Annotated in this window: 26 protein-coding genes; 4 read left to right on the top strand and 22 right to left on the bottom strand. The window is 33.6% G+C overall.

What is annotated here, in order from left to right:
- Window positions 1-84: 84 nt before the first annotated feature.
- Together NST14_RS11405 and NST14_RS11400 are read right to left on the bottom strand one after the other, a co-directional pair.
- Window positions 85-978, bottom strand: a complete 894-nt coding sequence (locus NST14_RS11405) for a mechanosensitive ion channel family protein (protein ID WP_000055418.1) — start codon at window positions 976-978, stop codon at window positions 85-87.
- Window positions 979-1265: 287 nt separating this feature from the next.
- Complete coding sequence (locus NST14_RS11400; RefSeq protein ID WP_229142717.1) at window positions 1266-1712, bottom strand: Hsp20/alpha crystallin family protein; 447 nt, start codon at window positions 1710-1712, stop codon at window positions 1266-1268.
- 226 nt (window positions 1713-1938) lie between these two features.
- Between NST14_RS11400 and NST14_RS11395 the strand changes: the two genes are divergently transcribed.
- Window positions 1939-2388, top strand: coding sequence for an NUDIX hydrolase (locus NST14_RS11395; protein WP_000540517.1), 450 nt, complete (start codon window positions 1939-1941; stop codon window positions 2386-2388).
- A 35-nt stretch (window positions 2389-2423) separates the two neighbouring features.
- Here NST14_RS11395 and NST14_RS11390 read toward each other — a convergent pair whose 3' ends face one another.
- The 9 genes from NST14_RS11390 to asnB form a co-directional block, all read right to left on the bottom strand.
- Window positions 2424-2972: a cysteine hydrolase family protein gene (locus NST14_RS11390; protein ID WP_000816786.1), complete on the bottom strand. Its 549-nt coding sequence runs from the start codon at window positions 2970-2972 to the stop codon at window positions 2424-2426.
- A 419-nt stretch (window positions 2973-3391) separates the two neighbouring features.
- Window positions 3392-3880, bottom strand: a complete 489-nt coding sequence (locus NST14_RS11385) for a hypothetical protein (protein WP_000713485.1) — start codon at window positions 3878-3880, stop codon at window positions 3392-3394.
- 259 nt (window positions 3881-4139) lie between these two features.
- The gene (locus tag NST14_RS11380; protein WP_001105307.1) at window positions 4140-4787 is read right to left on the bottom strand and encodes a nitroreductase family protein; all 648 of its coding nucleotides are present in this window, start codon (window positions 4785-4787) and stop codon (window positions 4140-4142) included.
- A gap of 98 nt (window positions 4788-4885) precedes the next feature.
- Window positions 4886-5761: a D-amino-acid transaminase gene (gene dat / locus NST14_RS11375; RefSeq protein WP_048556967.1), complete on the bottom strand. Its 876-nt coding sequence runs from the start codon at window positions 5759-5761 to the stop codon at window positions 4886-4888.
- Between the two features lie 126 nt (window positions 5762-5887).
- A complete protein-coding gene (locus tag NST14_RS11370) occupies window positions 5888-6850 on the bottom strand; it encodes an ABC transporter substrate-binding protein (RefSeq protein WP_229142716.1) in 963 nt (320 codons plus the stop codon).
- Between the two features lie 138 nt (window positions 6851-6988).
- A complete protein-coding gene (locus NST14_RS11365; protein WP_048556966.1) occupies window positions 6989-7843 on the bottom strand; it encodes a phosphatase PAP2 family protein in 855 nt (284 codons plus the stop codon).
- 351 nt (window positions 7844-8194) lie between these two features.
- A complete protein-coding gene (locus NST14_RS11360) occupies window positions 8195-8524 on the bottom strand; it encodes a hypothetical protein (RefSeq protein WP_000200476.1) in 330 nt (109 codons plus the stop codon).
- Between the two features lie 48 nt (window positions 8525-8572).
- Entirely contained in the window at window positions 8573-8932 is a 360-nt protein-coding gene (locus tag NST14_RS11355) for a GNAT family N-acetyltransferase (protein WP_000627507.1), read from the bottom strand.
- 93 nt (window positions 8933-9025) lie between these two features.
- Window positions 9026-10927 (bottom strand): asparagine synthase (glutamine-hydrolyzing), encoded by a 1902-nt coding sequence (gene asnB / locus NST14_RS11350; protein WP_000333816.1) that lies wholly within the window; start codon window positions 10925-10927, stop codon window positions 9026-9028.
- Window positions 10928-11144: 217 nt separating this feature from the next.
- Between asnB and NST14_RS11345 the strand changes: the two genes are divergently transcribed.
- Window positions 11145-11606 (top strand): Hsp20/alpha crystallin family protein, encoded by a 462-nt coding sequence (locus NST14_RS11345; protein WP_001288082.1) that lies wholly within the window; start codon window positions 11145-11147, stop codon window positions 11604-11606.
- A 39-nt stretch (window positions 11607-11645) separates the two neighbouring features.
- On the opposite strand, the gene NST14_RS11340 is transcribed toward NST14_RS11345, so the two are convergent.
- A complete protein-coding gene (locus NST14_RS11340) occupies window positions 11646-12233 on the bottom strand; it encodes an SCO family protein (protein WP_229142715.1) in 588 nt (195 codons plus the stop codon).
- A 334-nt stretch (window positions 12234-12567) separates the two neighbouring features.
- On the opposite strand from NST14_RS11340, the gene NST14_RS11335 reads away from it, so the two are divergent.
- Complete coding sequence (locus NST14_RS11335) at window positions 12568-13542, top strand: MBL fold metallo-hydrolase (RefSeq protein WP_073540587.1); 975 nt, start codon at window positions 12568-12570, stop codon at window positions 13540-13542.
- Between the two features lie 181 nt (window positions 13543-13723).
- Here NST14_RS11335 and NST14_RS11330 read toward each other — a convergent pair whose 3' ends face one another.
- From NST14_RS11330 to NST14_RS11315, 4 genes are all read right to left on the bottom strand, one after another.
- Complete coding sequence (locus NST14_RS11330; protein ID WP_025991670.1) at window positions 13724-14566, bottom strand: DegV family protein; 843 nt, start codon at window positions 14564-14566, stop codon at window positions 13724-13726.
- A 152-nt stretch (window positions 14567-14718) separates the two neighbouring features.
- Window positions 14719-14970: a DUF2535 family protein gene (locus tag NST14_RS11325; protein WP_000629015.1), complete on the bottom strand. Its 252-nt coding sequence runs from the start codon at window positions 14968-14970 to the stop codon at window positions 14719-14721.
- Window positions 14971-15312: 342 nt separating this feature from the next.
- Complete coding sequence (gene tatC / locus NST14_RS11320; protein WP_000390137.1) at window positions 15313-16056, bottom strand: twin-arginine translocase subunit TatC; 744 nt, start codon at window positions 16054-16056, stop codon at window positions 15313-15315.
- A gap of 42 nt (window positions 16057-16098) precedes the next feature.
- A complete protein-coding gene (locus tag NST14_RS11315) occupies window positions 16099-16284 on the bottom strand; it encodes a twin-arginine translocase TatA/TatE family subunit (protein ID WP_000492443.1) in 186 nt (61 codons plus the stop codon).
- A gap of 361 nt (window positions 16285-16645) precedes the next feature.
- Between NST14_RS11315 and trhA the strand changes: the two genes are divergently transcribed.
- Complete coding sequence (gene trhA / locus NST14_RS11310; RefSeq protein WP_000136894.1) at window positions 16646-17302, top strand: PAQR family membrane homeostasis protein TrhA; 657 nt, start codon at window positions 16646-16648, stop codon at window positions 17300-17302.
- A 41-nt stretch (window positions 17303-17343) separates the two neighbouring features.
- Here trhA and NST14_RS11305 read toward each other — a convergent pair whose 3' ends face one another.
- From NST14_RS11305 to NST14_RS11280, 6 genes are all read right to left on the bottom strand, one after another.
- Window positions 17344-18063 (bottom strand): lysophospholipid acyltransferase family protein, encoded by a 720-nt coding sequence (locus NST14_RS11305; protein ID WP_000616591.1) that lies wholly within the window; start codon window positions 18061-18063, stop codon window positions 17344-17346.
- A 111-nt stretch (window positions 18064-18174) separates the two neighbouring features.
- Window positions 18175-18810: an FMN-dependent NADH-azoreductase gene (locus NST14_RS11300; RefSeq protein ID WP_000170021.1), complete on the bottom strand. Its 636-nt coding sequence runs from the start codon at window positions 18808-18810 to the stop codon at window positions 18175-18177.
- Between the two features lie 242 nt (window positions 18811-19052).
- On the bottom strand, window positions 19053-21038 hold the full coding sequence (gene pbpC / locus NST14_RS11295) for a penicillin-binding protein 3 (protein ID WP_001227220.1): 1986 nt from the start codon (window positions 21036-21038) through the stop codon (window positions 19053-19055).
- A gap of 155 nt (window positions 21039-21193) precedes the next feature.
- Window positions 21194-21682 (bottom strand): dihydrofolate reductase, encoded by a 489-nt coding sequence (locus NST14_RS11290; RefSeq protein WP_000637198.1) that lies wholly within the window; start codon window positions 21680-21682, stop codon window positions 21194-21196.
- Between the two features lie 19 nt (window positions 21683-21701).
- Window positions 21702-22658, bottom strand: a complete 957-nt coding sequence (locus tag NST14_RS11285; protein ID WP_000679613.1) for a thymidylate synthase — start codon at window positions 22656-22658, stop codon at window positions 21702-21704.
- Window positions 22659-22773: 115 nt separating this feature from the next.
- Window positions 22774-25353, bottom strand: coding sequence for an alpha-L-rhamnosidase (locus NST14_RS11280; protein WP_000955697.1), 2580 nt, complete (start codon window positions 25351-25353; stop codon window positions 22774-22776).
- Window positions 25354-25370: the final 17 nt, after the last annotated feature.

Here is a 25370-nt window from a genome sequence, read left to right as displayed (position 1 = left end):
AGCTCTTTTTTTATATCAATCATTTTATTATTATTTTTCTATCCAATGTCGAAAGCAGCACTTCCGTTACCAAACTATTCTACTTTAGCTGTCCGATAAAGATTGTCCACCTTGTCTATGCTGTAAACTTTCAGTAGTAACAAGCATATTTGCTGCTGGCATTTGCACTTGATTCTTATGGAACATAGACATTAATTCAAATCTTACTTGTCTAGAAGTTTCAAAATAATCTTCTGGCTTTATTAAACCTGTAATACAAAATTCATATCCAACGTATTTCAGATTCGGGTTTAAATCTGTAACACCTACATATTTAAAAGGTTCAACAGCTTCATCCTCTACTTTATAAAGACTTGGGGCCAACTTTTCATTACAATTCACACAAACTTCCTCTAACAATTCCTTAACTCTTGTCGGATCTTCCTGATAACTTACCGTAATTCGTTCAATTACGCGCATCCAGCCTTTATTAAAATTTTGTATCGTTCTAATCTCTCCGTGTGGTATGGTAAGGAGTTTTCCTGACCATTCACGAATTTGCATAAAACGAATACTAATTTCCTCAATCGTTCCTGAGTTTGTTCCGTTAAAAGTAACAAAATCGCCAACACGAAACTCTTTGTCCGCTAATCTCGCAAAGCCTAATATAACATCTTTCAGCATCTGTTGTGCAGCAAAACCGATAACAACCCCCGCTATCCCTGCACCTGCAATGATACTTTTTATATCTACAAATTGGCTAATTAAATATATGATTAGACTAATGATAATGATATATCTAAAAATAGATCGAATCACACTTTGAATCGTTTGCTCTACCTCTTCATCAAAAAAGCTTGATTTCCTAAAAAACCAATCAATAATGCGGTTTATGACAAATGAAATAATGATTAGGACGAAAGCAAATAGTAAAAATCTTAAAAGTAAAAACTCTCTTACATAATTAAAAAATTCTTCAGTATACGTTAATAAACTCATCTAACCACTTCCTTACTAATTAAAAAATTCATAATCGTCTCAGTTTATTCTAGGAAAATCTATTATCTTCTCTAAAACGTCGCTACCCTTACTATGTATTTTGACTTTATTACTAATTCACTTTAAACAGTATGTCTAGATGTTCTTTTCCTTTCCCTTTAAATATACCCTTTTTAATAACCTAAAGGGAGCTAATCGTGAAATTTTTTAAGCGTTAAAACTTTATTCTACTCATTACGATTTCAACTAATTTATTCATTAACTAGATAAAAAAAGAGCTGAATTTATCAGCTCTTTTTTTCGATATTAATTGTTGTTTTACTGTTTTTTTCTTCTTTCAATTTTGGCAATTCAATTGTCAGTACGCCATCTTTATAATTTGCTTTAACATTTTCTTCCTCAACTCGTTGAAAATTAAAGCGTCGAGTTACAGAACCTATAGAACGTTCTTTACGAATATATATGCCATTCTCATTTTTTTCTTCTACTTCATTATGATTAGTTGCTTGAATCGTTAATACATCTTGTTCAAATTCAACTTGAATGTTTTCTTTTTGAAAACCCGGTAAATCTGCTTTTACTGTATATTTATCAGACTGTTCATGAACATCTACTTTAAAAGTATCCATGTTCATCGGTTTAAAGAAAGCATCTGTCATCCCTTCTAATAAAGAAGGCCCAAAATCAAAAATACCATTTTGACGTTTTGTTATCTCTGGAAATAAATTACGCATATTTTTTCCTCCTTATTATTTATGAATGAAAGATTATCTCTTTCTGCCTTTATTATAACATTTGGTCAAAAAAGGTCAAAGATTTTGTTTGACCTTTTTTGATGTATATTTTACCAAATAAAACAAATAAGTTATATGACTTCTCTCCCTCTTATAAAGAGGAAAATATTCACATAACAACGAATAGTATATTTGCTCTTATTTTTTCTTACGGAGGTTACATACAATGGGGTATATTGAAGAACTTAGAAAAGTTGTCGGATCAAGACCACTCAATCTAGCAGGAGTTGCTGTAGCTGTTTTCAATGAACAAGGACAAATATTACTTCAACAAAGGCGAAATGGTATTTGGGGTGTTCCTGGTGGATTCGTTGAACTTGGTGAATCAACAGAAGAAGCTGGGAGACGAGAAGTGTTCGAAGAAACAGGGATTGAAATAGGAACCTTACAGTTAATAAGCGTATTTTCTGGAAAAGAATTTTTTGTAAAATTACCAAACGGGGATGAGTTTTATCCTATAACAATCGCATATCTTTGCAAAGACATTAAAGGCGGCTTGCTAAAAGCTGATGGGATCGAATCATTAAGTGTCCAATTTTTTGATTTTGATAAGCTACCAGAAAATATTAGCCCATTTATAAAAAAATTAATTGAGCAAAACCTCGTCTCAATTTAAACGTAAAAAGAGACCTTTTTTAAAGGCCTCTTTTTTTACTTCACTTCTGCGTTTAAACAAGATTTAAAATGCCCAAGTGCAAATTCATGCCCTTGCGCATTAAAAGATGCAACCGCCTTTTCATAAACTACAATTTTAAACCCTTTATTATAAGCATCTACTGCTGTATGAAGAACACAAATATCAGTACATACCCCTACAAGGTGAACCTCTTCAATTCCTCTTTCTCTTAACTTCATCTCTAAGTCTGTTCCTGCAAATGCACTATATCGCGTTTTATCCATGTAATATACATTCTCTGCATTTTTATATGTTTCGTACACATCTTGTAATTCACCAAACAAATCTCTTCCATTTGTACCCGTTATGTTATGAGGCGGGAATAATTTTGATTCAGGATGATATACATCATTCTCTTCATGTTTATCAATAGCAAAGACAACGTAATCTCCATTTTCGATATATCGCTTCGTTATATGTACAAGTTCTTTCTCAATTTCTTGACCGGGTTTTCCGCAAGTTAAAGCACCTTTTTCCGCTACAAAATCATATGTATAATCAATATTTATAAGAGCTCGTTTCATTACTATCTCTCCTTCTCCTGTTTCACAGTAAACAATAGAAAATTTGTTATTACGACATCGTATGTACTATTCGACATTTCAAATGAAATACCTACATTTTTCTTCTGAAACTTACCTTATTCCGAGTTTATCATATAATAGCTAAACAATGGTAAAACAAATAGACCCTATCGATAAGTCATAAATTTGATAATGGAACGTAACTTGCATCATAAACCAAATTACTGACATCATCATATTAATCAAGAAGATACAAATACACCAGTTCACCTCTTCAACCGCTTTTTCTGTCATAGTAGTAACAAGTGGTCTCTTCCTAATTTAATCATATTAGAAAACGAAACAAGTGATTCACTATTACAACCTCTAGTATAAATAAAAAGTACACTACTTTTTGAGTAATGTACTTTTTATTCTTCTTATGACGCTGGTTTTGTTTCGAATGTTGCTTGATTAAAACTAATAACCTTTCCTTTCGGATCATTGTTTTCATACTGAACTGCCGTAATCGTATGACTACCTGTTTCAAGCGTCTTTTCTTTTAATTGTACTGTTGTCTGTGTTGTACTAGTTACTTGATATTTATCTGCAAACACTCGATCTACAAATACGAATGTTTCTTTATCATTTTGAAAATTAGAGAGCTCTAATTCAACGTGTTGAATTAAAGTATCCTTTTTAATGAATACAGCTGGTATATTACCATTCTCAGAAGTACCGTCTGGTGTAATAACTTTTACTTTTCCTTCTCCGACTGGCACTGCTCCTTCAGGAAATACTACTATATTCTCATTACTTGCGTTTACAACTCTTTCTTCCTGCTTTGATTGCGCACCTTCTTTTTCTTGTGGAGCGCCGCAACCGGCTAATAACAATACAGACAATCCAGTGATTATGAATTTTTTCAAAATTCATCCCCCCTGTCATTTCATTATAATTTATTATACAAAAATAACTTTTAAATTTTAAGACTATTTCCAACACTTTCATGAACAAATAGAATCTTGCTCACGATTAATGTATCATACTTTCCCTAATAGAACATTAATTTTTTTTATGAAATAAATAGTAATTCCCTCTTATCTATCATTTTAGCCTAACAGATTAATTACATACCTATCCAAAATAAAAAGACATTGTTTATTCAATGTCCTTTTATTTTGAGCTTTAAAAAACAAATGTTGTAATCTCATCTACTTCTTTTCTTGGAAGTTTCTTCGGCTTATCTTTCGGAAAACCGAGTGATATAACCATATTTATTTGCTTTTCAGGCTCAATTTGTAAATATTGTCGTAGTTCATCTTGAGCTAACAATACCGGTCCTGTCATTGGGCATGTACCAAGCCCCTTCGCATGTGCAGCTAACATTAAGTTTTGTGCCGCTAAACAGCTGCTCTTAATTCCTTCTTCTTCCCAAACTGAATCTGGAACAAAAGCAATCGGATCAAATATCTTTTCACGAAACTTTGATTCATATGGCGTTGCCAAACATACGATTAATACTGGTGCCTCCGAGAAAGCTGTTGCATATGGTCCAAAAGAACGTGTAAGTAATTTCCCTGCTTTCTCTTCTCCGGTTTCTGCCGCTTTTGCCGCAAGTTTATGTAATGCATCCCATGTCATTTGTTCAATTTCTTTAATTTTCTCTCGGTTCATAATGACCAAGAACTCCCAAGTTTGTGAGTTCGTATCACTCGGTGCATAACGAGCACAATCAATAATTTCTTTTATATCACTAGTGGATACTTCTTGTTCTGTGAACTTTCTAACACTTCGTCTACCGTGAATTACTTCTTTAAAATCTTCATAATTCATACATTAAATCCCCTTTTTACAGCGTTTTCAAATCTTGTCCTATCCTTGAATTATATCATGAAAAAAAGCTGGAGTAATACCAGCTTTTTTCTTCAATATTAGTTCGTAACTTTAAACAAACGAATACTTTCTTCATATGCAACTTGGAGTTTCTTTGTAATCGGTCCTCTTTCGCCGTTCCCGAACTGCTCGTCACCAATTTGAACGACTGGGAATATTTCAAGTGGCGTCGCTGTGAAGAAGCATTCGTCGGCCTCATACACTTCTTGAAGTGGAAATTCTCTTTCTTCTACTTCAATATGTAACTCTTTCGCTAATATAATAACATAGTGACGTGTAATGCCGTGTAGAATGAAATTGTCAGCCGGATGTGTAATCAATTTATTATTTTTCACCATAAAGAAATTTGAATGACACCCTTCCGTTACAATTCCATCTCGTACTAATATCGCTTCTTGATAGCCTTGTTCGTTTATTTTATTTTTAATCATAATATTAGGTAGCAGGTTTAAGGATTTTATATGACAGAACTTCCAGCGTATATCCTCTTCTACAGTAACTTTTATTCCTCGTTCCATAGAAGCAATTGGTCGTGGAAAAGAAACAATGTTTGCGAAATATGTTGGTTGCATATTTGACTCATATACATGATTACGTGCTTGAGCCCCTCTTGATATTTGCAAATATACATTCCCATCTTCTTGAAATTTATTTTTTTCAATCATTTGATATAACTCTTCCATTAACTCTTCCTTAGTAAACGGTGGAATTAATTTTATTTCTTCCATAGAATGAAAGAATCGTTCTAAATGTAAATCTAATAAATGTGGCTTCCCATCATATAGTCTGAATACCTCGTATATACCATCACCAAATTGAAAGCCTCTCTCCTCTAATGGAATCATCGGCTGTTCTTCCTTCGTATTTACAATTCTTCCGTTAAATAAAATCCAATCTTTATGAGTAGCTTTCATTTATTCCCACTCCTTTATTTCATGATTGTTTTAATTGTACAACTTATGCACGATCAAAAGAAGCAATTTTCTGTATTTTAACAAAATAAAAAGTGCATCACCTATTTAAAGTGATGCACTTTTTATTTACTTCAGAAAATATTTTTCAATATCATCTAACATAAGATTTGCAGCTACAATACCACCTGCTGTATTCCAAATCACTTCATCTACTTGGAATACTTTATTCTCTTTAGAAGCCTGCAGTTGCTTAAAGAGTGGATCTTCTGTCCATTCTTTTGCTAATGTATTTCCTTCATTATTCTTATCCGCGTCTTTATCAGATGTGAAATAGAATAAATAATCCCCGTCCATATTTGGAATTTGCTCTTTTGTAATTCCTTTAATTGCAAATTCATCTTTATCTTGTAATGGTGGTCGTTTAAATCCAATATCATTTAATACAACACCTGAGAATGAATTTTTTTGATAAATACGAACGTCACCAGGGACGAAACGAATAATAGAAACTTTAGAGTTAACTTTATCACCTAATTTTTCTTTTATTCCTGCAATACGCTTTTTATAATCATTAAGAGCATTTTGCCCTTCTTTTTCTTTATTTACAGCTTTCGTATAAAGTGTAAAGTTTTCTTTCCAATCACCGCGTAATGTTTCAGCATATACTGTTGGCGCGATTTCTTTTAATTGTTCGTATATTTTTTCGTGACGCATTTTATTTCCGATAATTAAATCCGGCTGAAGCTTCATTACTGCTTCTAAATTAATGTCACGCTCAGTTCCTACTACTTTCGTATTTTTTAACTCTTTCGCTAAATGAGGATACCATTCATCACCAGCTCGTGGTTTCGTCGTTCCAACCGGCGTTACTCCAACAGATAAAAGTGCCTCAGCGCCCTCATTTGTTAAAACCACAACTCTTTTTGGCGTACCATTTACTGTCGTTTCGCCCATTGCATGTTTTATCGTATACGAATCTTTCGCTTTAGCTGATGTATCATTTTCTTTCTTCTCTTCTTTACTACACCCTGCGATTATGATTGTTAGTAGCATAATGCAAAATATAAGTATATTTTTAGTGCGTGCCATAAGTCCTCCTAGTTGAAATTGATTATCATTTACTTTTTAAAGATTAATGTATATATCATACATTGTCAATAGATATATCAGAAAACTTTTTCAATATATATAATTTAGACCTCATTTTTATTCAAACTATTTTTATATTTATTTGCTACTCACATTTTTTATTCGTAACATGTGAAACATAAATGGACATAAGAAAGTAATTGTAAATCCAGTCAATACATAACGTAAATAATACATATCAGGTATGACTTTTTTTAATAGGAGCTGTACCACTAACAAAATACTAAGACCCAATACTGTTTTTACCACTTGCATTTTAAAATCATTACTTTCATTCATATTAATAAAATGATTCTCTAACATGATACCAATCGTAGAACCTGTCAAAACTCCTAGTAATTTAAGATTATCTACTTGGCTTGTCATAACATACATAATGAGTGAAACAGCCAATATAATTCGTTGTAACAATATAAATTTCCTATCACTTAATTCCATTGTTACTTTCGTATATAAATAAACAACTATGACACTAAATAAAACGGCACCTATTATATCACTGAGCCAATGTACACGTAAATATAGACGAGAAATAGCAACTAATATAATAAAAACAATACCAATGATCCAAACGATTCTCTTTTTACATAAAATCATAAATGAACCCCAAAACGTTGTTGCTAACTGCACGTGTGTACTTGGGAAAGAATAACTTGCAGCTGATTTTTCATATAAAGATTGAATTCCGTCGTATGTATACGGTCGCGGAATTTTCATAAATTCTTTTATCACTATACCTATATATCCAGAGAAACAAAGCATAACAATCATATGAAATGCTTTTCTTTTAGAAACGCACCAATACGAAATTGAAATAACAATTAAATATAATGTTTCATTTGCAATAATAGATACAAGTTTAAAAAATGCTGTAAGTACACTTCCCTCCAGACTGATCATCCATTCAAGAAATAACATATCAATATTAAACATACAAACACGATACCTCCCTAAAATTTAATTCTGCTATTTTTTAGCACTTCATATAAAGTGAAACTTTAATCAGCCCTAACCAATCGGACTTTTATGGGCAGCCCAATCCCCATCTAACTTCTTTGCTTTCGTTGAATTTTGAGGTGTGGGTCTTACTGCCCATTAAAGCGAGACAAACTAGTTGATTAACATTTCCAATTTATACACCCACTTACGTTACAGATTAAGAATATATAGTACCACATACTAAAAACAGATAATATGTTAAATCCTCTAATCATTTTTATAAATTTCAATGGAATTTTGAGTTTTATATACAAAGCCATTACAATTACAAATTAAAAAACCGCCTTATGTAAGGCGGTTTCTATCATTTTGTTTTAACCAATTTAAAATAAATATATACGATTGATAGTGAATATAACGTATGCAAAATAAAAGAAATAAAAGGGCTATTCCAGTGGTACTATACAGCAAACCAAACTTCAAAAAAATATTTAACAGCGGTGGAAAGTTCGTTATGTTTTGTAATGTAAGTAGCATACAAAACAAAAGGAAAAACACTGGGGCATATTGTAATTCATATGGCTTTCTCTTCTTATTCATTCTTTTTCGAATAAGCATATGGCTTAGCTCCGCTACTAAAAAACATCCTCCAATTAATACAAGACCAGAAGTCATCGTCATACACCCACCTGCCTTATATTTATCCCGCATAACTACTCATCGTTATATTTTCTTCACATATATTCCGTCTTCCACATTAAATCCAAAGCTCTCTATGAAAGATTTCGCTTGTTCTGTTAATTCCGTTTGTAATACCTTTATCTCTTTCACATTTCTTTCTTTCATCATCATTTCAAATGTGAAATACGTATTTGCCCCATAACCGTAACTTTGATAATCAGAGTGAATAATTAACTGAGATAAAACCACAGTCTCCTCTTGAACACGATAATCTATTACACCAATATATGTATCATCGACTTTCACACAATACTGTACCTGTTTCTCACTTAAACTATGTGAGTGAAACATTTCTTTAACAACGCTTTCATTTTCTACAGTTACTTTTTCAAACGTAATCATATGTTGTCCATCCTTTTACTATTATTGTATCAATAATACGTCCTATTTATGAAAAAAACCTTAAGACCATATGCGATCTTAAGGTTTTTCTAATTAAACTAAGCTATACGCACGTTTCGTTTCTTCGTGGAACTTATTCGTATCGTATTTATGCTCAACATAAATTTGATGCCATACCATAAACGCAAGTACAGTCCAAATTTTACGGCTATAATCGCCTTTATCTGCACAATGTGCTTCCAGTAAGTTTAATACATACTGTTTGTCGATTAAATGCTCTGTTTTACTCTCGTTTATAATATTGATAGCCCAATCATGCATTTCGTCTTTTAACCAGTGACGAATTGGTACTGGGAATCCAAGTTTTTTACGATCTAATACGTGATCTGGAACGATTCCGCGTGCTGCTTCACGTAAAATAGCTTTCGTAGTTCCGTTAGCAATCTTAAATTCAGTTGGAATTTTAGATGCAACATCGAATACTTCTTTATCTAAGAACGGTACGCGAAGTTCTAATGAGTTCGCCATTGTCATTTTATCAGCTTTTAATAAAATGTCACCGCGTAACCAAGTGAACATGTCAATGTATTGCATTTTGCTTACATCATCATAATCTTTAATTTCGTTATACAATGGTTTCGTGATATCCATATAGTTAACACTTTCATTGTAATACTTCATTAATTCAGCTTTCTCTTCTTCACGGAAGATTTTCGCGTTTCCATAGTAACGCTCTTCAATTGGCGTACATCCACGCTCTAGGAAGCTCTTTCCTTTAAAGCCTTCTTTAAGAGCACCACTTAGTGCTTTTAGAACGCTCTTACCTGGGCTAGGAATGTAAGAGAACATTTTCAGTGAGTTTGGCTCACGATAAATGTTATAACCACCAAATAGCTCGTCTGCACCTTCGCCTGAAAGAACAACTGTTACATGCTTACGTGCTTCTTTTGCAACGAAGTACAACGGTACAGCTGCTGGATCTGCTAAAGGATCATCCATATGCCAAATGATTTTTGGGAACTCATCCATAAACTCTTTCGCTGAAATGAATACGTTATGGTTTTTAACACCTAATTTCTCAGCAGTTTCTTTCGCAACATCAACTTCACTGAAACCACGTTGCTCAAAACCAACAGAGAATGTTAAAAGATTTGGATTCATTTCTCTTGCGATAGAAGCGATGATAGATGAATCGATACCACCAGATAAGAATGAACCTACTGGTACATCACTGCGCATATGCACTTTTACTGAATCATATAACACATCACGAATTGCTTGGATATGCTCCTCTTTCGTTGCACTTGAAGCATTGAAATAAGGTTTCCAGTAGCGATGGATTTCCATCTCTTTACCGATTTCTTTTACGAAATAATGACCAGGTTCGATTTTATTAACATCAATTGTTAATGTTTCTGGCTCTGGACCATATTGGTACGTAAAGTAATGTTGTAATGACGTTGGGTTAACGCCTTTATCTTCCATCACATGCATAATACTTTTCTTCTCAGATGCGAAGAATGTAGTATCACCTTGTTGTGCGATGTATAAAGGTTTAATACCGAAGTGGTCACGTGCACCGAAAAGTTTCTTTTCTTCACGATCCCAAATCATAAATGCAAACATACCACGAAGGTAGTCTACACATTTTTCTTTCATATGTGCATACAATGCAATGATAACTTCTGTATCAGATTGCGTTGCAAACGTTGCACCTTTTTCAAGTAACATTTCACGTAATTCTACATAGTTGTAAATTTCACCATTAAAAATAATTACATATCGATCATTTTCATAAGTTAGCGGCTGATGTCCTGCCTCTAAGTCAATGATACTTAAACGGCGGAAGCCAAATTGTACATGCTCATCACGAAAATATCCTTCGTCATCTGGACCACGGTGGAAAATCATCGTGTTCATATTTTCAAATTGATGTTTTTCTGTTTCTGAAAACTCTCTAGGGTTTTCACATAAACATCCTACAAAACCACACATACTTCTTACCCTCTTTCAGTTTTCATTCTGTCTCTATACTACTATATCAACCCTATTTATACTAGCATAATCAACTGAATATGGCGACCAAAAACTATAAAAAAATCACTCCATTTCACATTTTTAACAATTTTTTATGAAAACATGAAAATTAGGCAATCACCTTTCTCCGCTTTTGTCATATGATATTGCAAATTGATTTCTAGGAGGGAATACCATGAGTGAAGAAAAAAAAGACTCTTCTCGCCCACCAGTTCGCAATTATTTAAAGCAAATTGATGATTTCTTCGAGCAAACACCACTTCGCAATGTAATTGCTGATTTAAATCATTTTTTCCAAAAAGGAAATCGTTTATTAACATTCCCTGTAGATTTATATGAAGTTGGTGAAGAACTCGTTGTTACAGCTGAACTACCAGGTATACAAAAAGAACAAATTCAAATTGAAATACAAAATGAATACTTAAAAGTCTCTGTAAAAGAAGAGATACTGGAAGAAGAAGAGCAAACATCCCATAACTATTATCGCCGAGAACGTTCTATTTCAGAAGCATCCAGATTAATTAAATTACCGTACTCCATTAATAAAAAAGCAGCAAAAGCTTCGTATCAAAATGGCGTGTTAGAAATTCGGGCTCCAAAACTTCCACAGCAACATGACATTTTATCCATAGACTAATGTAAAAAAAGAAGGGTGCTTTAATTTGCACCCTTCTTTTTATTCTGCTAATCGCTTCATATCACGTATAATGTCCTCATACGGCGTATTACTAATGCCACTGTACTTTTTCATTACTTTTCCGTTTTGATCAATTAAATAAAATGATGTACCATGCATAACTTGACCATTCTCAGGTTTATCTACAAGTGTTTGGAAATTATCTTTTGCAAACTTTGTAATATCTTCTAACGAATAACCTGTTAACAGGTTCCAGTTACTAGTATCTTCTGTAAACTTTTGAATAAAAGCTTTCAAGTTTTCCGGCTTATCAAGGTCAGGATCTACGCTAAATGATACAAACTGAATATCTAATTTCTCTTCCTTTGCCATTTTCTGTAATTTTGCCATATTAGCAGTCATTGGCGGACAAACTGTTTGACAGTTTGTGAACATAAAATCTGCAACCCAAACTTTCCCTTTTAAATCTTTTGTACCAAATGGCTTTCCATCTTGATTTGTAAATTGGAAAGTTTCTAAATCCCAATTCAATGGTTTACGAAGCTTTGAACCTGATCCACTACATCCAGCAAGTACAAAGAGACAAAATACAACCATAAGACCAATTACTTTTTGATAACGCTTCATTTATAAACCTCTTTTCTCTATCCTAAATTTAAATAGGTTATGTTTATCATAACAAAAGTTAACACTACGAGAAAATTGTTTACTACATTTGTTCACGAAATCGTACGAATTTACGTATGTTACTTCTTTATTTCAAGCGAATTACTAGACAAAATAATTTTTTTACTATTATATCTCTAAATAATCGTCGCAAAACTAATTTTATTGTTATTTTTGTAAATGCACCTTCCTGTTTTTTTACAATTATTTAAACATTCATCCATGTTATACACTGTATTCCTTAACAACATTTCGGTACAATACAATTACAACGATTTTAAATGAGGTGATGTTCATGGCAAAGCGCTATGAAAATATGGATAATGTGAGTACAAAAAAATCAATTCGCTCTTTTATACGCTGGCGTAAAGAACGAAAGCAAAACAAAAAAGATTTTTCTTTCTTAGTAGAACAATCACCCGTTAAACAAAGTGCATTTTTGCAAAGTAATATTGAAAAAACGACTGTCACATGGATTGGGCATTCTACTTTTCTTATCCAAACGAATGGACTTAATATACTAACGGATCCAGTATGGGCCAATAAATTGAAGCTAATCTCAAGACTTACTGAACCTGGTCTTTCTATACAAGAACTACCTAAAATTGATATTGTCCTCATTTCACATGGTCATTATGATCATTTAGATTTTTCAACACTTCGCCAACTTAATGATGACGTATTATACTTAGTACCCATTGGGCTAAAAAAATTATTTACTCGTAAAAAATTCAATAATGTAGAAGAGTATAAATGGTGGGAAAGTACGACTATTGATGATGTTTCCTTTCACTTCGTACCTGCTCAGCACTGGACGAGAAGATCATTATTTGATATGAACACATCTCACTGGGGTGGATGGATTATTAAAAATGACAATATGGAAGAAACCATTTATTTTTGTGGAGACAGTGGCTATTTCCAAGGTTTCAAAGAAATTGGCAAACGCTTTTCAATTGATGTTGCCCTTATGCCAATTGGAGCTTATGAACCAGAATGGTTTATGAAAATATCTCACGTTTCACCTGAAGAAGCAGTGCAAGCTTATTTAGATTTAAATGCTACACACTTTATACCAATGCATTACGGAGCTTTTGCACTCGCTGATGAAACACCTCGCGAGGCAATAACAAGGCTTCGAAATAATTGGAATTTACGTATGTTACCGTGGGAACAACTGCATGTACTCTTTTTAGGTCAAACTTTCATTTATAATAGTGAAACACATTATAAGAAAGTGAATGAAAAAATTGAAACATTACATGTATAACGTAACTACTGATTTTCTATATTCAACATATAATATAGAAAATCATAAAGGGTGTTTTTTATGAATGAATATTTACAGACTCGCTATATCATTAGCGGTAGTGCCTGTATAGCCCTTCTTATTTCTTACTTTCTATTCACATAAAAAAGCTACTTGAAATAAATTTCAAGTAGCTTTTTTATTACTCTGCTAAATACATAAATCCGATTGCACCCGGACCTGTATGAGTACTAATAATAGGCGTTGTAAAGAAAATTTCTGATTTAGCAAATCCACTTACTTTTTCAACAGCCGCTTTTACATTTTCAGCTAAAGGAATTGCTTTCGCATGCGGAATTGCCACAGCTTTTACAACTTTTCCAGCTGTATCTTCCTCAAATAACTTAGCTAACGTTTTTACAATTTGACCTTGGCTACGCACTTTCGTTACAGGGTTATAAACACCATCTTCAAGGCTAGCAATTGGCTTTATATTAAGTAGCGAACCGATAAACGCTTTTCCTTTACCGATACGCCCACCCTTCACTAAGTTTTCTAATGTATCTACTACTACATATAATCGAGTATTCTTCCTTACTTCATCTACACGTTTTAAAATTTCTTCTAGTGAGCGTCCTTCATTTGCCATTTTCGCAGCTTCAACTACTTGATATGCTAAAGCATGTGTAATAAATTGCGAATCAACAACTGTTACTTTTGTGTCGGTCATTGATGCAGCACTATTTGCAGTTGCCACAGTACCACTCATTCCACTTGTCATATGAATGGAAAGTACTTCACTTCCATCTTCCCCTAACTTGTCATACATTTCTACAAATGTACCCATTGCTGGTTGTGATGTTTTTGGTAGTTCCTCTGATTTAATCATTTCTTCAATAAATTCATCTGGTTGTAGATCAACGCGATCTAAATATGTTTGTCCATTTACAGAGATTGATAATGGTAGAACATGGATGTCATACTTCTCAATTACCTCTTGTGATAAATCTGCCGTTGAATCTGTTACAATTTTAATTTTTTGCATATTATATTCTTCCCTTTCCAATACGCTCTCCTTGTTATTATACTAGTATTCCCATTGCTTTCAACAATTTGAAACGAAATTTCATTAAATTAATTATATTTTTATATCTAAAATGAAAAAGACAGAGCTCTTAACCCTGTCCCCACTCTATATCATGCATTTTTTTCAAGAGTATTTGTTTTATATACATTTAAATAATCATTCCACTTCAAACAATTTTGTAAATATTCACGGAAAGAATACGAAAATCTTGGGTGTTTTTGTTTTTGAATTTTTGCAATAAATAATTGAAGACGAGACTGTATTAGAAACGATAATGGATGCTGCGCTTGTAGGACAGGGATTTCAAATATTTTAATACACTCCCCTGTTGAATGAGTGAAATAAAAACTTTTCGTAATCACAATATCAATCCTCTTTTTCATTGGATTTTTGAACTTCTTCTACTTTACGCTGTAACACGTTGTTTAAAGTGGCGACTCCCATGAATACAAAAGTATCCTTAGACAATCTCTGTAGTCCTTTTGGTTAGAAGATTTATACTCTATTCATCTTCACCTAATCCATCCCCCACCCTAAATTCCTAATAAGATAAGGACTCGTTATCCGTATATTGCTTAATATATTCAGTATAAACTTATAAAAGCGCAAAGTTTGTCTAAATTTTGGAGATTCTATAATTTTTTTCTTCTCTATATTGTATACGTTTATAACTAGAGTATAACAAATAAATAAAAAAAGTGCCTTTATAACGAGGCACTTTTCGACTGAATTTCTTCTTCTCTTTTCTTTTTTCGCTTACTCACAATCTTTGATAAAGCGATACTAATTTCATAAATACAAATAAGCGGTACCGCAACTAAACTATGTGATAAAAAATCTGGCGGTGATATACACGATGCAATGATAATCAATGCTACGTAAGCATACCTTCTTATTTTTATTAGAAATTCCGCCGTCAATAGTCCAATACTCGTTAAAAACATTACTACTACTGGCAATTCAAAAATTACAGCAAATGGAACTGTTAAATTAAGAACAAAATGAAAATACTTTTCTGTCGTAAACATCGTATTAAACATTTCATTACCTATCGTAGTTAAAAAATGAAATAAAAACGGCATTACAACAAAATATCCAAAGCATAAACCTGCAATAAATAATATAGACAATACCGGTATATACATTAACGTCATCTTTTGTTCATTTGCATGTAAACCCGGTTTTACAAATAACCAAATTTGTATAGCAGCAAAAGGAATTGTACAAACGATAGCAAATACTGTAGCAATCGAGAAAAAAATCCACAATACATCACTTGGACCGAGAACAGTTAATTTCATTGGTAAGTCTTTTACAAGCCAAAAATAAATATCCTTCGTAAAAGTAAACCCAACAATTAAAAATAGTACAAAGGATAACACGGTATATATTACTCGTTTGCGAAGCTCAACTATATGTTCTACTACACTCATTTCCCGATCTTCCATCTCGTTCACCACACTTTATTTATCCATTTCGAAGAAAATTCATTACATTTTTTCTTTCTTTTCCTTCTCTTGAAATGCATCATCAGTCAATTCTTTCGTTGATTTTTTAAATTCTTTTAACGTTTCCCCTAAAGCCTTTCCGATTTCCGGCAATTTTTTCGGCCCAAATAAAATAAGTACAGCTACTAAAATTAAAATTAATCCTGGAAAGCCAATATTTGAAAACATTTCTCCATCCCCTTTATTAGTAGATTCCTTGTCCTACTATTGCATAATTTTATTTTGTCAAAAAAGTTTGAAAACGTCAACAAAACCATTACCTTTTGTCAAAAAAATTCAAAAATATAATCAATTATACAAATTTCATTTTCTATTGCTCTTGTGTATGATATGGTAAGGGAAATGACATATTATTTTATCCCGCTTTAACGGGCAGTAAGAACCACACCTTAAAATTCAGTGCAAGCAAAGAAGTTACGTGGGGGTGGGCTGCCCGTAAAAGCCCGATTGGTGAGAGCTGAAAATCAGTGGGGGGATGCCCCCCCACTGATTAAAGTTTCACTTTATAATAGTAGAAAGGATTACCATTATGACTGAAAAAATGACACGAATGACACAATTTGTGAAAGAAGAAATTGCAAATGCAATTACACATGGTATCGGTGCCATTTTAAGCATCCCTGCCTTAATCATATTGATTATTCATGCCTCTAAACATGGTACCGCATCTGCTGTTGTTGCATTTACGGTTTACGGTGTAAGCATGTTCTTACTGTACTTGTTTTCGACATTGTTACATAGCATTCACCATCCAAAAGTAGAAAAATTATTTACTATACTAGATCACTCAGCCATTTATTTATTAATCGCTGGCACATATACTCCTTTTTTACTTATTACGCTTCGTGGACCATTAGGTTGGACGTTACTCGCAATTATATGGACCCTTGCAATCGGGGGTATCATCTTCAAAATTTTCTTTGTACGTCGCTTTATTAAGGCATCGACGCTATGTTATATCATAATGGGATGGCTCATAATCGTTGCTATTAAACCGCTTTATGAAAATCTAACTGGACATGGTTTTTCACTACTTTTAGCAGGTGGAATTTTATATTCTGTAGGAGCTATATTCTTCCTTTGGGAAAAGTTACCTTTCAACCATGCCATTTGGCATCTTTTCGTATTAGGTGGTAGCGCAATGATGTTCTTCTGCGTACTCTTTTACGTCTTACCTACGGCATAATAAAAAAGGTTTCAGCTTTATGTAAGCTGAAACCTTTTTTATTACTTATGTAATTGTGATGCGATAACATCCTGTGTATGCTTCGTTAACTCTTTAATATCCATAGTCGCATACTCTTCAGGTGTAATCGGCTTAGAAATTGTTACTGTTGCACGAGCTCGCTTCATACGATTTCCATTTGCTTCAAACATTTTATATGTCCCATCTAATGTTACAGGTAAGATTGCTACACCAGATTTTACAGCAAGATGAAAACTACCAGCCTTAAACTCTCCAACTTCCCCACCCTTACTTCTCGTTCCTTCAGGGAAAATTACGATAGAATGTCCATTCTTCAATAGTTCAATCCCATCTTTAATCGCTTGAAGTGACTGGCGGCGATTGCTACGATCCATAAATACACAATTCATAAGTTCCATCCAAGTTGGTACAACTGGGAACTTTTTAATCTCTGCCTTTGAAACGAAGCCAATTGGTTTATTTAAATAACCTAGTAAAACAGGGATATCCATATTACTCTGGTGATTACTTACAACTAGTACCGGCTTGTCTTTCGGAACATTTTCAAGTCCTTTAACTTCTACTGTTCCTCCAGCTACACGTACCATTTTCTTACCAAACCAATTTGTCGTTTTGTACACAGCATTATCTTTTTCTTGTGGCGACATCGTATTTACTTGTCTTTTAAGACGCCACATTCTCGGTGTAATCGCAATTACGATTAAAATTAAATAAAAGATTTTAAAAAACGTTTGAATCATACAGAACCCCCACCTATTATCATTCCGACCTTCATTATACTAGACAAACGAAGGAAAAAGAAGAAAAAATGTCCAAACAACAAGTGTTTGGACATTTTTAAGTATGATAGATTAGAAACGTTTTGCTAATTCACGAGCATTAGCAATTGCTGCTTCTTTAATTTCTTGTGCTTTTTCAGGGTTTGCATTCATACCTTCAACTGCAATATATTCAGTATCATTTACACCGACAAATCCTAATACAGTTTTTAAGTGATTGCGTCCGAAGTCTACAGCTGCGTATGCTCCTTCAGAATATACGCCACCTGTCGCTTGAATGTGAAGTGCTTTTTTACCTTCTAATAAGCCAACTGGACCATTTTCAGTATATTTGAATGTTTTACCTGCGATTGCTACGTTGTCTAAGTATGCTTTTACTACTGGTGGGTAGCTAAAGTTCCACATTGGAGTTACAAATACATAACGATCTGCATTCATAAATGTTTCTAAGTTTGTGTTCATTGCTGCAACTTTTTGTTGTTGAGCTTCAGTTAAAGCTTCAAATCCTTCACCTGCTGCAAATTTACCCCAAGCAGCGAATACATCTGCATCGATTGCCGGTACTGTAGTATTGAATAAATCAATTGTTACAACTTCATCTTGTGGATGTTCGTTTTTATAAGCTTCGATGAATGCTTCCCCTACTGCCATTCCGAAAGAACCTTCTGCTGAATTTGGATTTGCTGTAATAAATAGTACTTTTGTCATTGTATTCTCTCCCTTTTCTACATTTTATCTTTAATTTGAGATTTATAATTTGAAAGTAAATAACTTACCTTATGTAAGTATAATACAAAAAGTTTCATTCGATGTCAATAAAAAATAGCTACTTTTTTTTCGTAAGTTAATGATTTATTTTGTTTCCTTAAAATTCAGTATATAGATATTAAGAATTCTTTCATAGAAAAAGGCTAGCTCTACAAATTATAGAGCTAACCTTTTATTACATATTATTTTTGAAATACATGTTTTACTTTTTCAGCTGGAATATTACTTCCGCCTCTACCTTTTACATCTTCAATCATCATAGTAATAACCATATCTGGTGAATTTAAATCAAATGCAGCGAACCAGCCTAGTTCTTTTCCTTCAGCCTCTTTTGATACTTTTAATTCCGCTGTACCTGTTTTTCCAGCAAGAGTCATGCCATCAATTTTAGCAATTTTCCCAGTACCATCTGGATCATTAATTACTTTCGTCATAGCAGTTTTTAATATATCCTGATTGCCTTTTGAAATTACATTCTCTTTCCAAACTTTTGGTTGCTTATCTGTTTTAATAATATATGGAGAAGGTATGTTTCCATCATTAACAATTGGTGCGTACGTTAATGCTAGATGGAGTGGCGTCATTAATACTTGTCCTTGTCCATAACCTGTGTCTGCCATTTGAATATCATTTTTAATACTATCATTTGCGATTTTAGAAGCTGGGAATCCATATTCAATTGGTAATTTCTCATCGAATCCGAATTTTTTCGCTTCACTCATAAATTTGTCTTTCCCGATCTTCAAAGCTTCTTGTGCGAAATAAATATTATCCGAGTATTTCATCGCCTTATCAAAATCAATCGGATTTGCATCTTTTACACGCGTTACATAATAATTACCCCAAGAAGAATCTTTTGTCCATTTCAATCCTTCAATTTTTAACTCTTCTTTTGGATCAATCGTTTTCGTTTCAAGACCAATTGCTGCTGTAATAGGCTTAAATACAGAACCTGGAACTGATAATTGTGTAAATCGATTCGTCATCGGTTTTTTCGGATCATTATTTACCGCATCACGTTGCGCTTTTGACGCCCCTCTTGTAAGGGTATTTGGGTTATAAGCTGGTGTGCTCACAAGTGCAAGTGTTTCTCCAGTCTTTGGATTAATTGCTGCACTTGATCCTACCTCATTTTTCATTTCATTATAAATTTCGCTTTGAACTGCACTGTCAATCGTTAAAGTTACATTTTCTCCATCAACAGCATCTGTTTTTGCTAAATTTTTAATTTCTTTTCCTTGTGCATCTTCTACGAAGACACGCCCACCTTTTTTACCGCGTAGCTTTTCTTCCAGTACTTGCTCTAAACCAGCTTTACCTACTGGATCATCTGCTTGATAACCTTTCTTTTGTAACGTTTTTAAATCTTCAGCATTCACTTTTCCAATATAGCCAGTAAGATGTGCGGCTTCTTCTCCTAATGGATATGAGCGAACATTTACTGGTTTTGTTGCAACACCAGGTAAATCTATGTACGTATTTTGTGTTGCTCCTTCAGGCAATATTCCAATTGGTACAAGGTAATTTGGTTTTACCCATTTAGCTGCTAGTTTTTGATCAATTTCTTCGACAGACATATTTAGTAACTTCGCTACCGTTTCTTTCGTTTGCGGAGCTGTATCCCCTAATTTTTCAGGAATCAATCCGATTTCAGAAGCTTTACCATTTACCGCAAGATATTTACCGTTACGGTCATATATTTCTCCGCGCTTCGGCTCTGTCGTTTGCATACGCACTTTACTATCTTTCGTCATACCTGGGAATATAAAATCAGGAGTCCAATCTATTTTCCAAGATTCTTTATCTCCATCCTTTTCTTTCACCATTTTTGCTTCATGGGCAAAATTGATTTTACCACCAACAGTATCCATGCTTACTTTAAAAGGAACAGGACCTTCATCTTTTTTATCTTCTTTTACTTCTCCTGCTTCTACTTTTAAGTTTTTCACTTCAATGCCAGAATAAATTTTTTCATATTTCTCAGTGAACTCTTTCTTTGAAATATCTTTTTTTGCCTTTTCTGATAATTGATCATACATTTCTGCAAATTTTTGTTTATTCCATGCTTTTGCATATGTATCAAATGCTTCTTGTGGTTTTTCTTCTTTACCACATCCGACTAACATGAATGTTAAGCAAAGAAAAAGAATCCCCCATATCTTTCTCAATCGATTCTCCTCCTCTTTCTCTCTTAATACTCTTGAAAATTTTAGCATTTTCACATGCTACCTTTCATTATAGCACTATCGAATCTCATCTATAAACCTATATTGATGGATATAAATAAAAAGATTGATGCGAATATTCACATCAATCCTTATTATTATTGTTGCTTTTCATATACATGATAATAGTACGTATACGGATTTTTTTCATCCGTTAAACCTTTTTCAACAAAAACTTCTTTCCAATTTGTCATATCCATTTCTGGGAAGAATGTATCTCCTTCAAATGCATGATGGATTTTTGTTATATATAACTTGTCTACATAAGGTAAAAAGAGATCATAAATTTGTGCTCCGCCAAAAATAAAGATCTCTTCTTCATTTTTGCATAGCTCAAACACTTCTTCTACAGAATGTGCTACTTCACATCCTTCAACATGATACCCTTCATTGCGAGTTACAATAATATTACGTCTTCCAGGCAGTGGTCTACCAATCGCTTCATAGTTCTTTCTTCCCATAATAAGCGGATGACCCATCGTTGTTTTCTTTACATATTGTAATTCACTCGGTAAGCGCCAAGGTAAATTATTATCTTTACCAATTACTCTATTCTCGTCCATTGCGACCATAAATGAAACTATCATCTTTTCATCTCCTCTACAATTACACTGCAACCGGTGCTTTAATTGCTGGGTGTGGATCATATCCTTCAATTGTTAAATCTTCCATTTCAAAATCGAACACAGATTTCACATCTGGATTTAATATAAGTTTCGGGAATGGACGTGGTTCACGTGCCAATTGCTTTTCTACTTGTTCAAAATGATTCGTATAAATGTGTGCATCTCCAATTGTATGAACGAATTCTCCTACTTCAAGTCCACATTCATGTGCAATTAAATGTGTTAGTAACGAGTAACTTGCAATGTTAAATGGAATTCCAAGGAATATGTCACCACTTCTTTGATATAGCTGACAAGAAAGTTTGCCATCTGCTACATAAAATTGGAATAACGTATGACAAGGCGGTAATGCCATACTTGGTACATCTTCAGGATTCCACGCAGAAACAATTAGGCGACGCGAATCTGGTGTTTTCTTAATCATTTCAATTACATCTTTTAATTGATCGAGTGTCTCACCAGCTGTCGTTTTCCAAGCACGCCACTGCTTACCATATACGTCTCCTAAATAACCATATTTATTTGAGAAATCATCATCTTCTAAAACGTTCTTTTTAAACAATTCCATTTGCTCATCGTACTGAACTTTAAATTCCTCATCTTGTTGTGAGCGAAGACCGAAATCAGTCATGTCAGGACCAGTATACTCTTCACTTTCTACCCAACTCTTAAATGCCCATTCATTCCAAATGTTGTTATTATGCTGCAATAAATAACGAATATTTGTATCACCTTTCATAAACCAAAGTAGCTCACTTGCTACAAGTCGAAACGGCACTCTCTTTGTTGTTAATAAAGGAAAACCTTTACTTAGATCAAAACGCATTTGATATCCAAATACAGATACAGTGCCTGTCCCTGTACGGTCTTCTTTCTTCGTACCATGCTCCATTACATGGCGGCATAAATTTAAGTATTCATTTTCAGCATGTTTCATATGTAGAAAAACCTTCTTTCAAATCTCTAGTCTATATGGATTTTATCATAAATTTAATGCTAACAGATTGAACAAACTAAATTTATAAAAAAACATTTCTATACTTAACAAAATTCTACTTCTGTATGTTCTTACAAAATCTAAATTCATATGCGCCTGAACCTAATTTCATTTCAGGCATATCACTTGACCTCCAATCATCTTCCACTATTCGTAATGTAGCAGATGTATTTGTTGGCACATCAACGTTCAATACTGCTTGTCCATGTTCTACACGCCAATCAATTTTAATTTCCCCATATGCTGTTTCACGCTTAATACAAACCCAATCTAGATTAGAATTAAAATGAGGCTGAATATAAAAATGTTTATATGCTGGTTTTGTTTCATCCACTTCTAATCCAATAATATATCGGTATATCCATTCAACGATAGAACCATATGCGTAATGATTGTACGAATTCATACTATCATTCCAAAGGGTTCCATCCTCTTTCACACCATCCCAATGTTCCCAAATCGTTGTGGCACCTCGTTTCACTTGGTATAACCATGATGGATAATCTTCATGAAATAGAAGCTTACAAGCAAGGTCATGACGGTTAAACTTGCTTAATATTAAATTTAAATACGGTGTTCCTATAAAACCTGTTGTTAAATGATTTTTATTTGCTTTTAAAAGCTCAATTAATCGATTAAATACTTTCTCCTTCACATTATCTTTCACTAGTTCAAAAAGAAGTACTAATATGTGGGCTGTTTGGGTATTTGAAATTAACCTACCATTCGGTGTAACAAATTCATTTTGAAACGCTTGAACAATATTTCCATGTAGCTCAGCATAAAACTTAGCATCTGTATTTTCACCTAAAATCTCAGCAACCTTTCGTAAAAGCGATGTAGAATACGCGTAATAAGCTGTCGCAATAAAATGCTTGTCTGTTCCGCCTTCATATACATCAGGTTTCGTATCTAATGCGAGCCAATCCCCTAAATGATAGCCTGTATCCCATAAATACTCATTTTCACCTTGTGAACGTATGTAATCTATATACTTCTTCATACTGTTATATTGCTCTTTTAAAATGGATACATCTCCGTAATGTAAATAGTGAACCCATGGACAAATAATTGCTGCATCGCCCCAACCGCCAGAAGTATGTAAATCAAAATCCGCTCTTTTCCCAAATGCATCTGGAATAACTAATGGCACAGCTCCATTCACATTTTGATCTAATGATAAATCTTGGAGCCATTTTTTAAAGAACAATTGCACATTCATAATTTGCGTAGCTGTCCCAATAAACATTTGTGCATCTCCTGTCCATCCAAGTCGATCATCTCGCTGCGGACAATCTGTTGGCACATCAAAGAAGTTCCCTCTTTGAGACCACTCCACATTATGATGAAGTTGATTGATTAATGGATTAGACGTTTCAAATGCTGTTGCTTTTTCCATATCTGTATGTAATACACACCCTTCAAAATCTGCTATTTGAGGGGGCTGGGTTAATCCACTTATTTTCACATATCTAAAGCCTTGATAAGTAAAATGAGGTTCAAACGTTTCCTCCTCTTCTCCTTTTGCTATATACACTATTTTTTGTTTTGCCTTTCGGAGATTCCCAGTATAAAAGCAACCGTCTTTATTTAATATTTCAGCATGATGCAATTCTATCTTTTGTCCAGTATAAACATGACGGACTTTAAACCGAACCCAACCTACCATATTTTGCCCCATATCAATAAGCCATTCATGATTGGGTAGTTTTGAAATAGCGATTGGTTTTATAATTTTCACTTTACGAATCGCTTCATTTTCCTGTGCAACAATTATTTGTTTGGAATGCTCAATTACTTCACCATCTTCTAGCACTTGTTCACTTTCTTCTAGCCTAGCGTCATAAACTTCTCCTTCATAAATTTCCGAATACAAAATAGGGCTTGGAGTTACTTTCCATGTTTCATCTGTTACAATTTTTTCTTTCGTTCCATCTTCATACGTGATATGTATTTGAGCAATTATCGCACGTCTTTTCCCGTAATAATTACGTACATGCTGCATAGTAATCGGCCCTTTATACCAGCCGTTACCTACCAGAGTAGAAATATCATTATACCCAATCTTTAATACATGCGTTATATCATATGTTTGATACAATATCCTTTTATCATAACTTGTCCATCCAGGGGTAAAATAACAATCTCCAATACGCTCTCCATTTATAGAAGCCTCGTATAATCCTAAACTAGTCATATATAAACGTGCTTTTTTAACTAATTTTTTAATAGAAAAGCTTTTATGAAAAGACATAACTTGCGTGCGTTCTTTTTTCGCAGCAATCCATTTTCCGCTCCAGTTTTGCCCTTGTAATCCAGTCTCCCAAAATGCTACTTCTGACCAAGGTGATTCTTCTCCGTAATTATCCCATACCTTCACTCGGTAAAAATAGCGTGTTTCCGTACTATATGAAAACGAATTAATTGGTATATATAAACTTTGATCTGTTTCTACCTTCTGTGAATCGAATACTATAGTTTGAAACTCTTTATCCTTCGCAACCTGCAATTGATACGCAAGTTGTTTTACATTTCGTTTACTCGACTCGATTTGCCAACTAATTTTAACAACTTTCGAATCTATACCTATCGGATTATTTTTATTATCACAGAGCAATTTTTTTATTGTTAGCACACTTCTTCACCATCTTT

It is taken from the genome of Bacillus sp. FSL W8-0519, from assembly GCF_038005585.1.
Classification (GTDB): Bacteria; Bacillota; Bacilli; order Bacillales; family Bacillaceae_G; genus Bacillus_A; species Bacillus_A paranthracis.
Note: the sequence above shows the minus strand (reverse complement) of the source record. Positions and strands in the feature narration are given on the sequence as shown.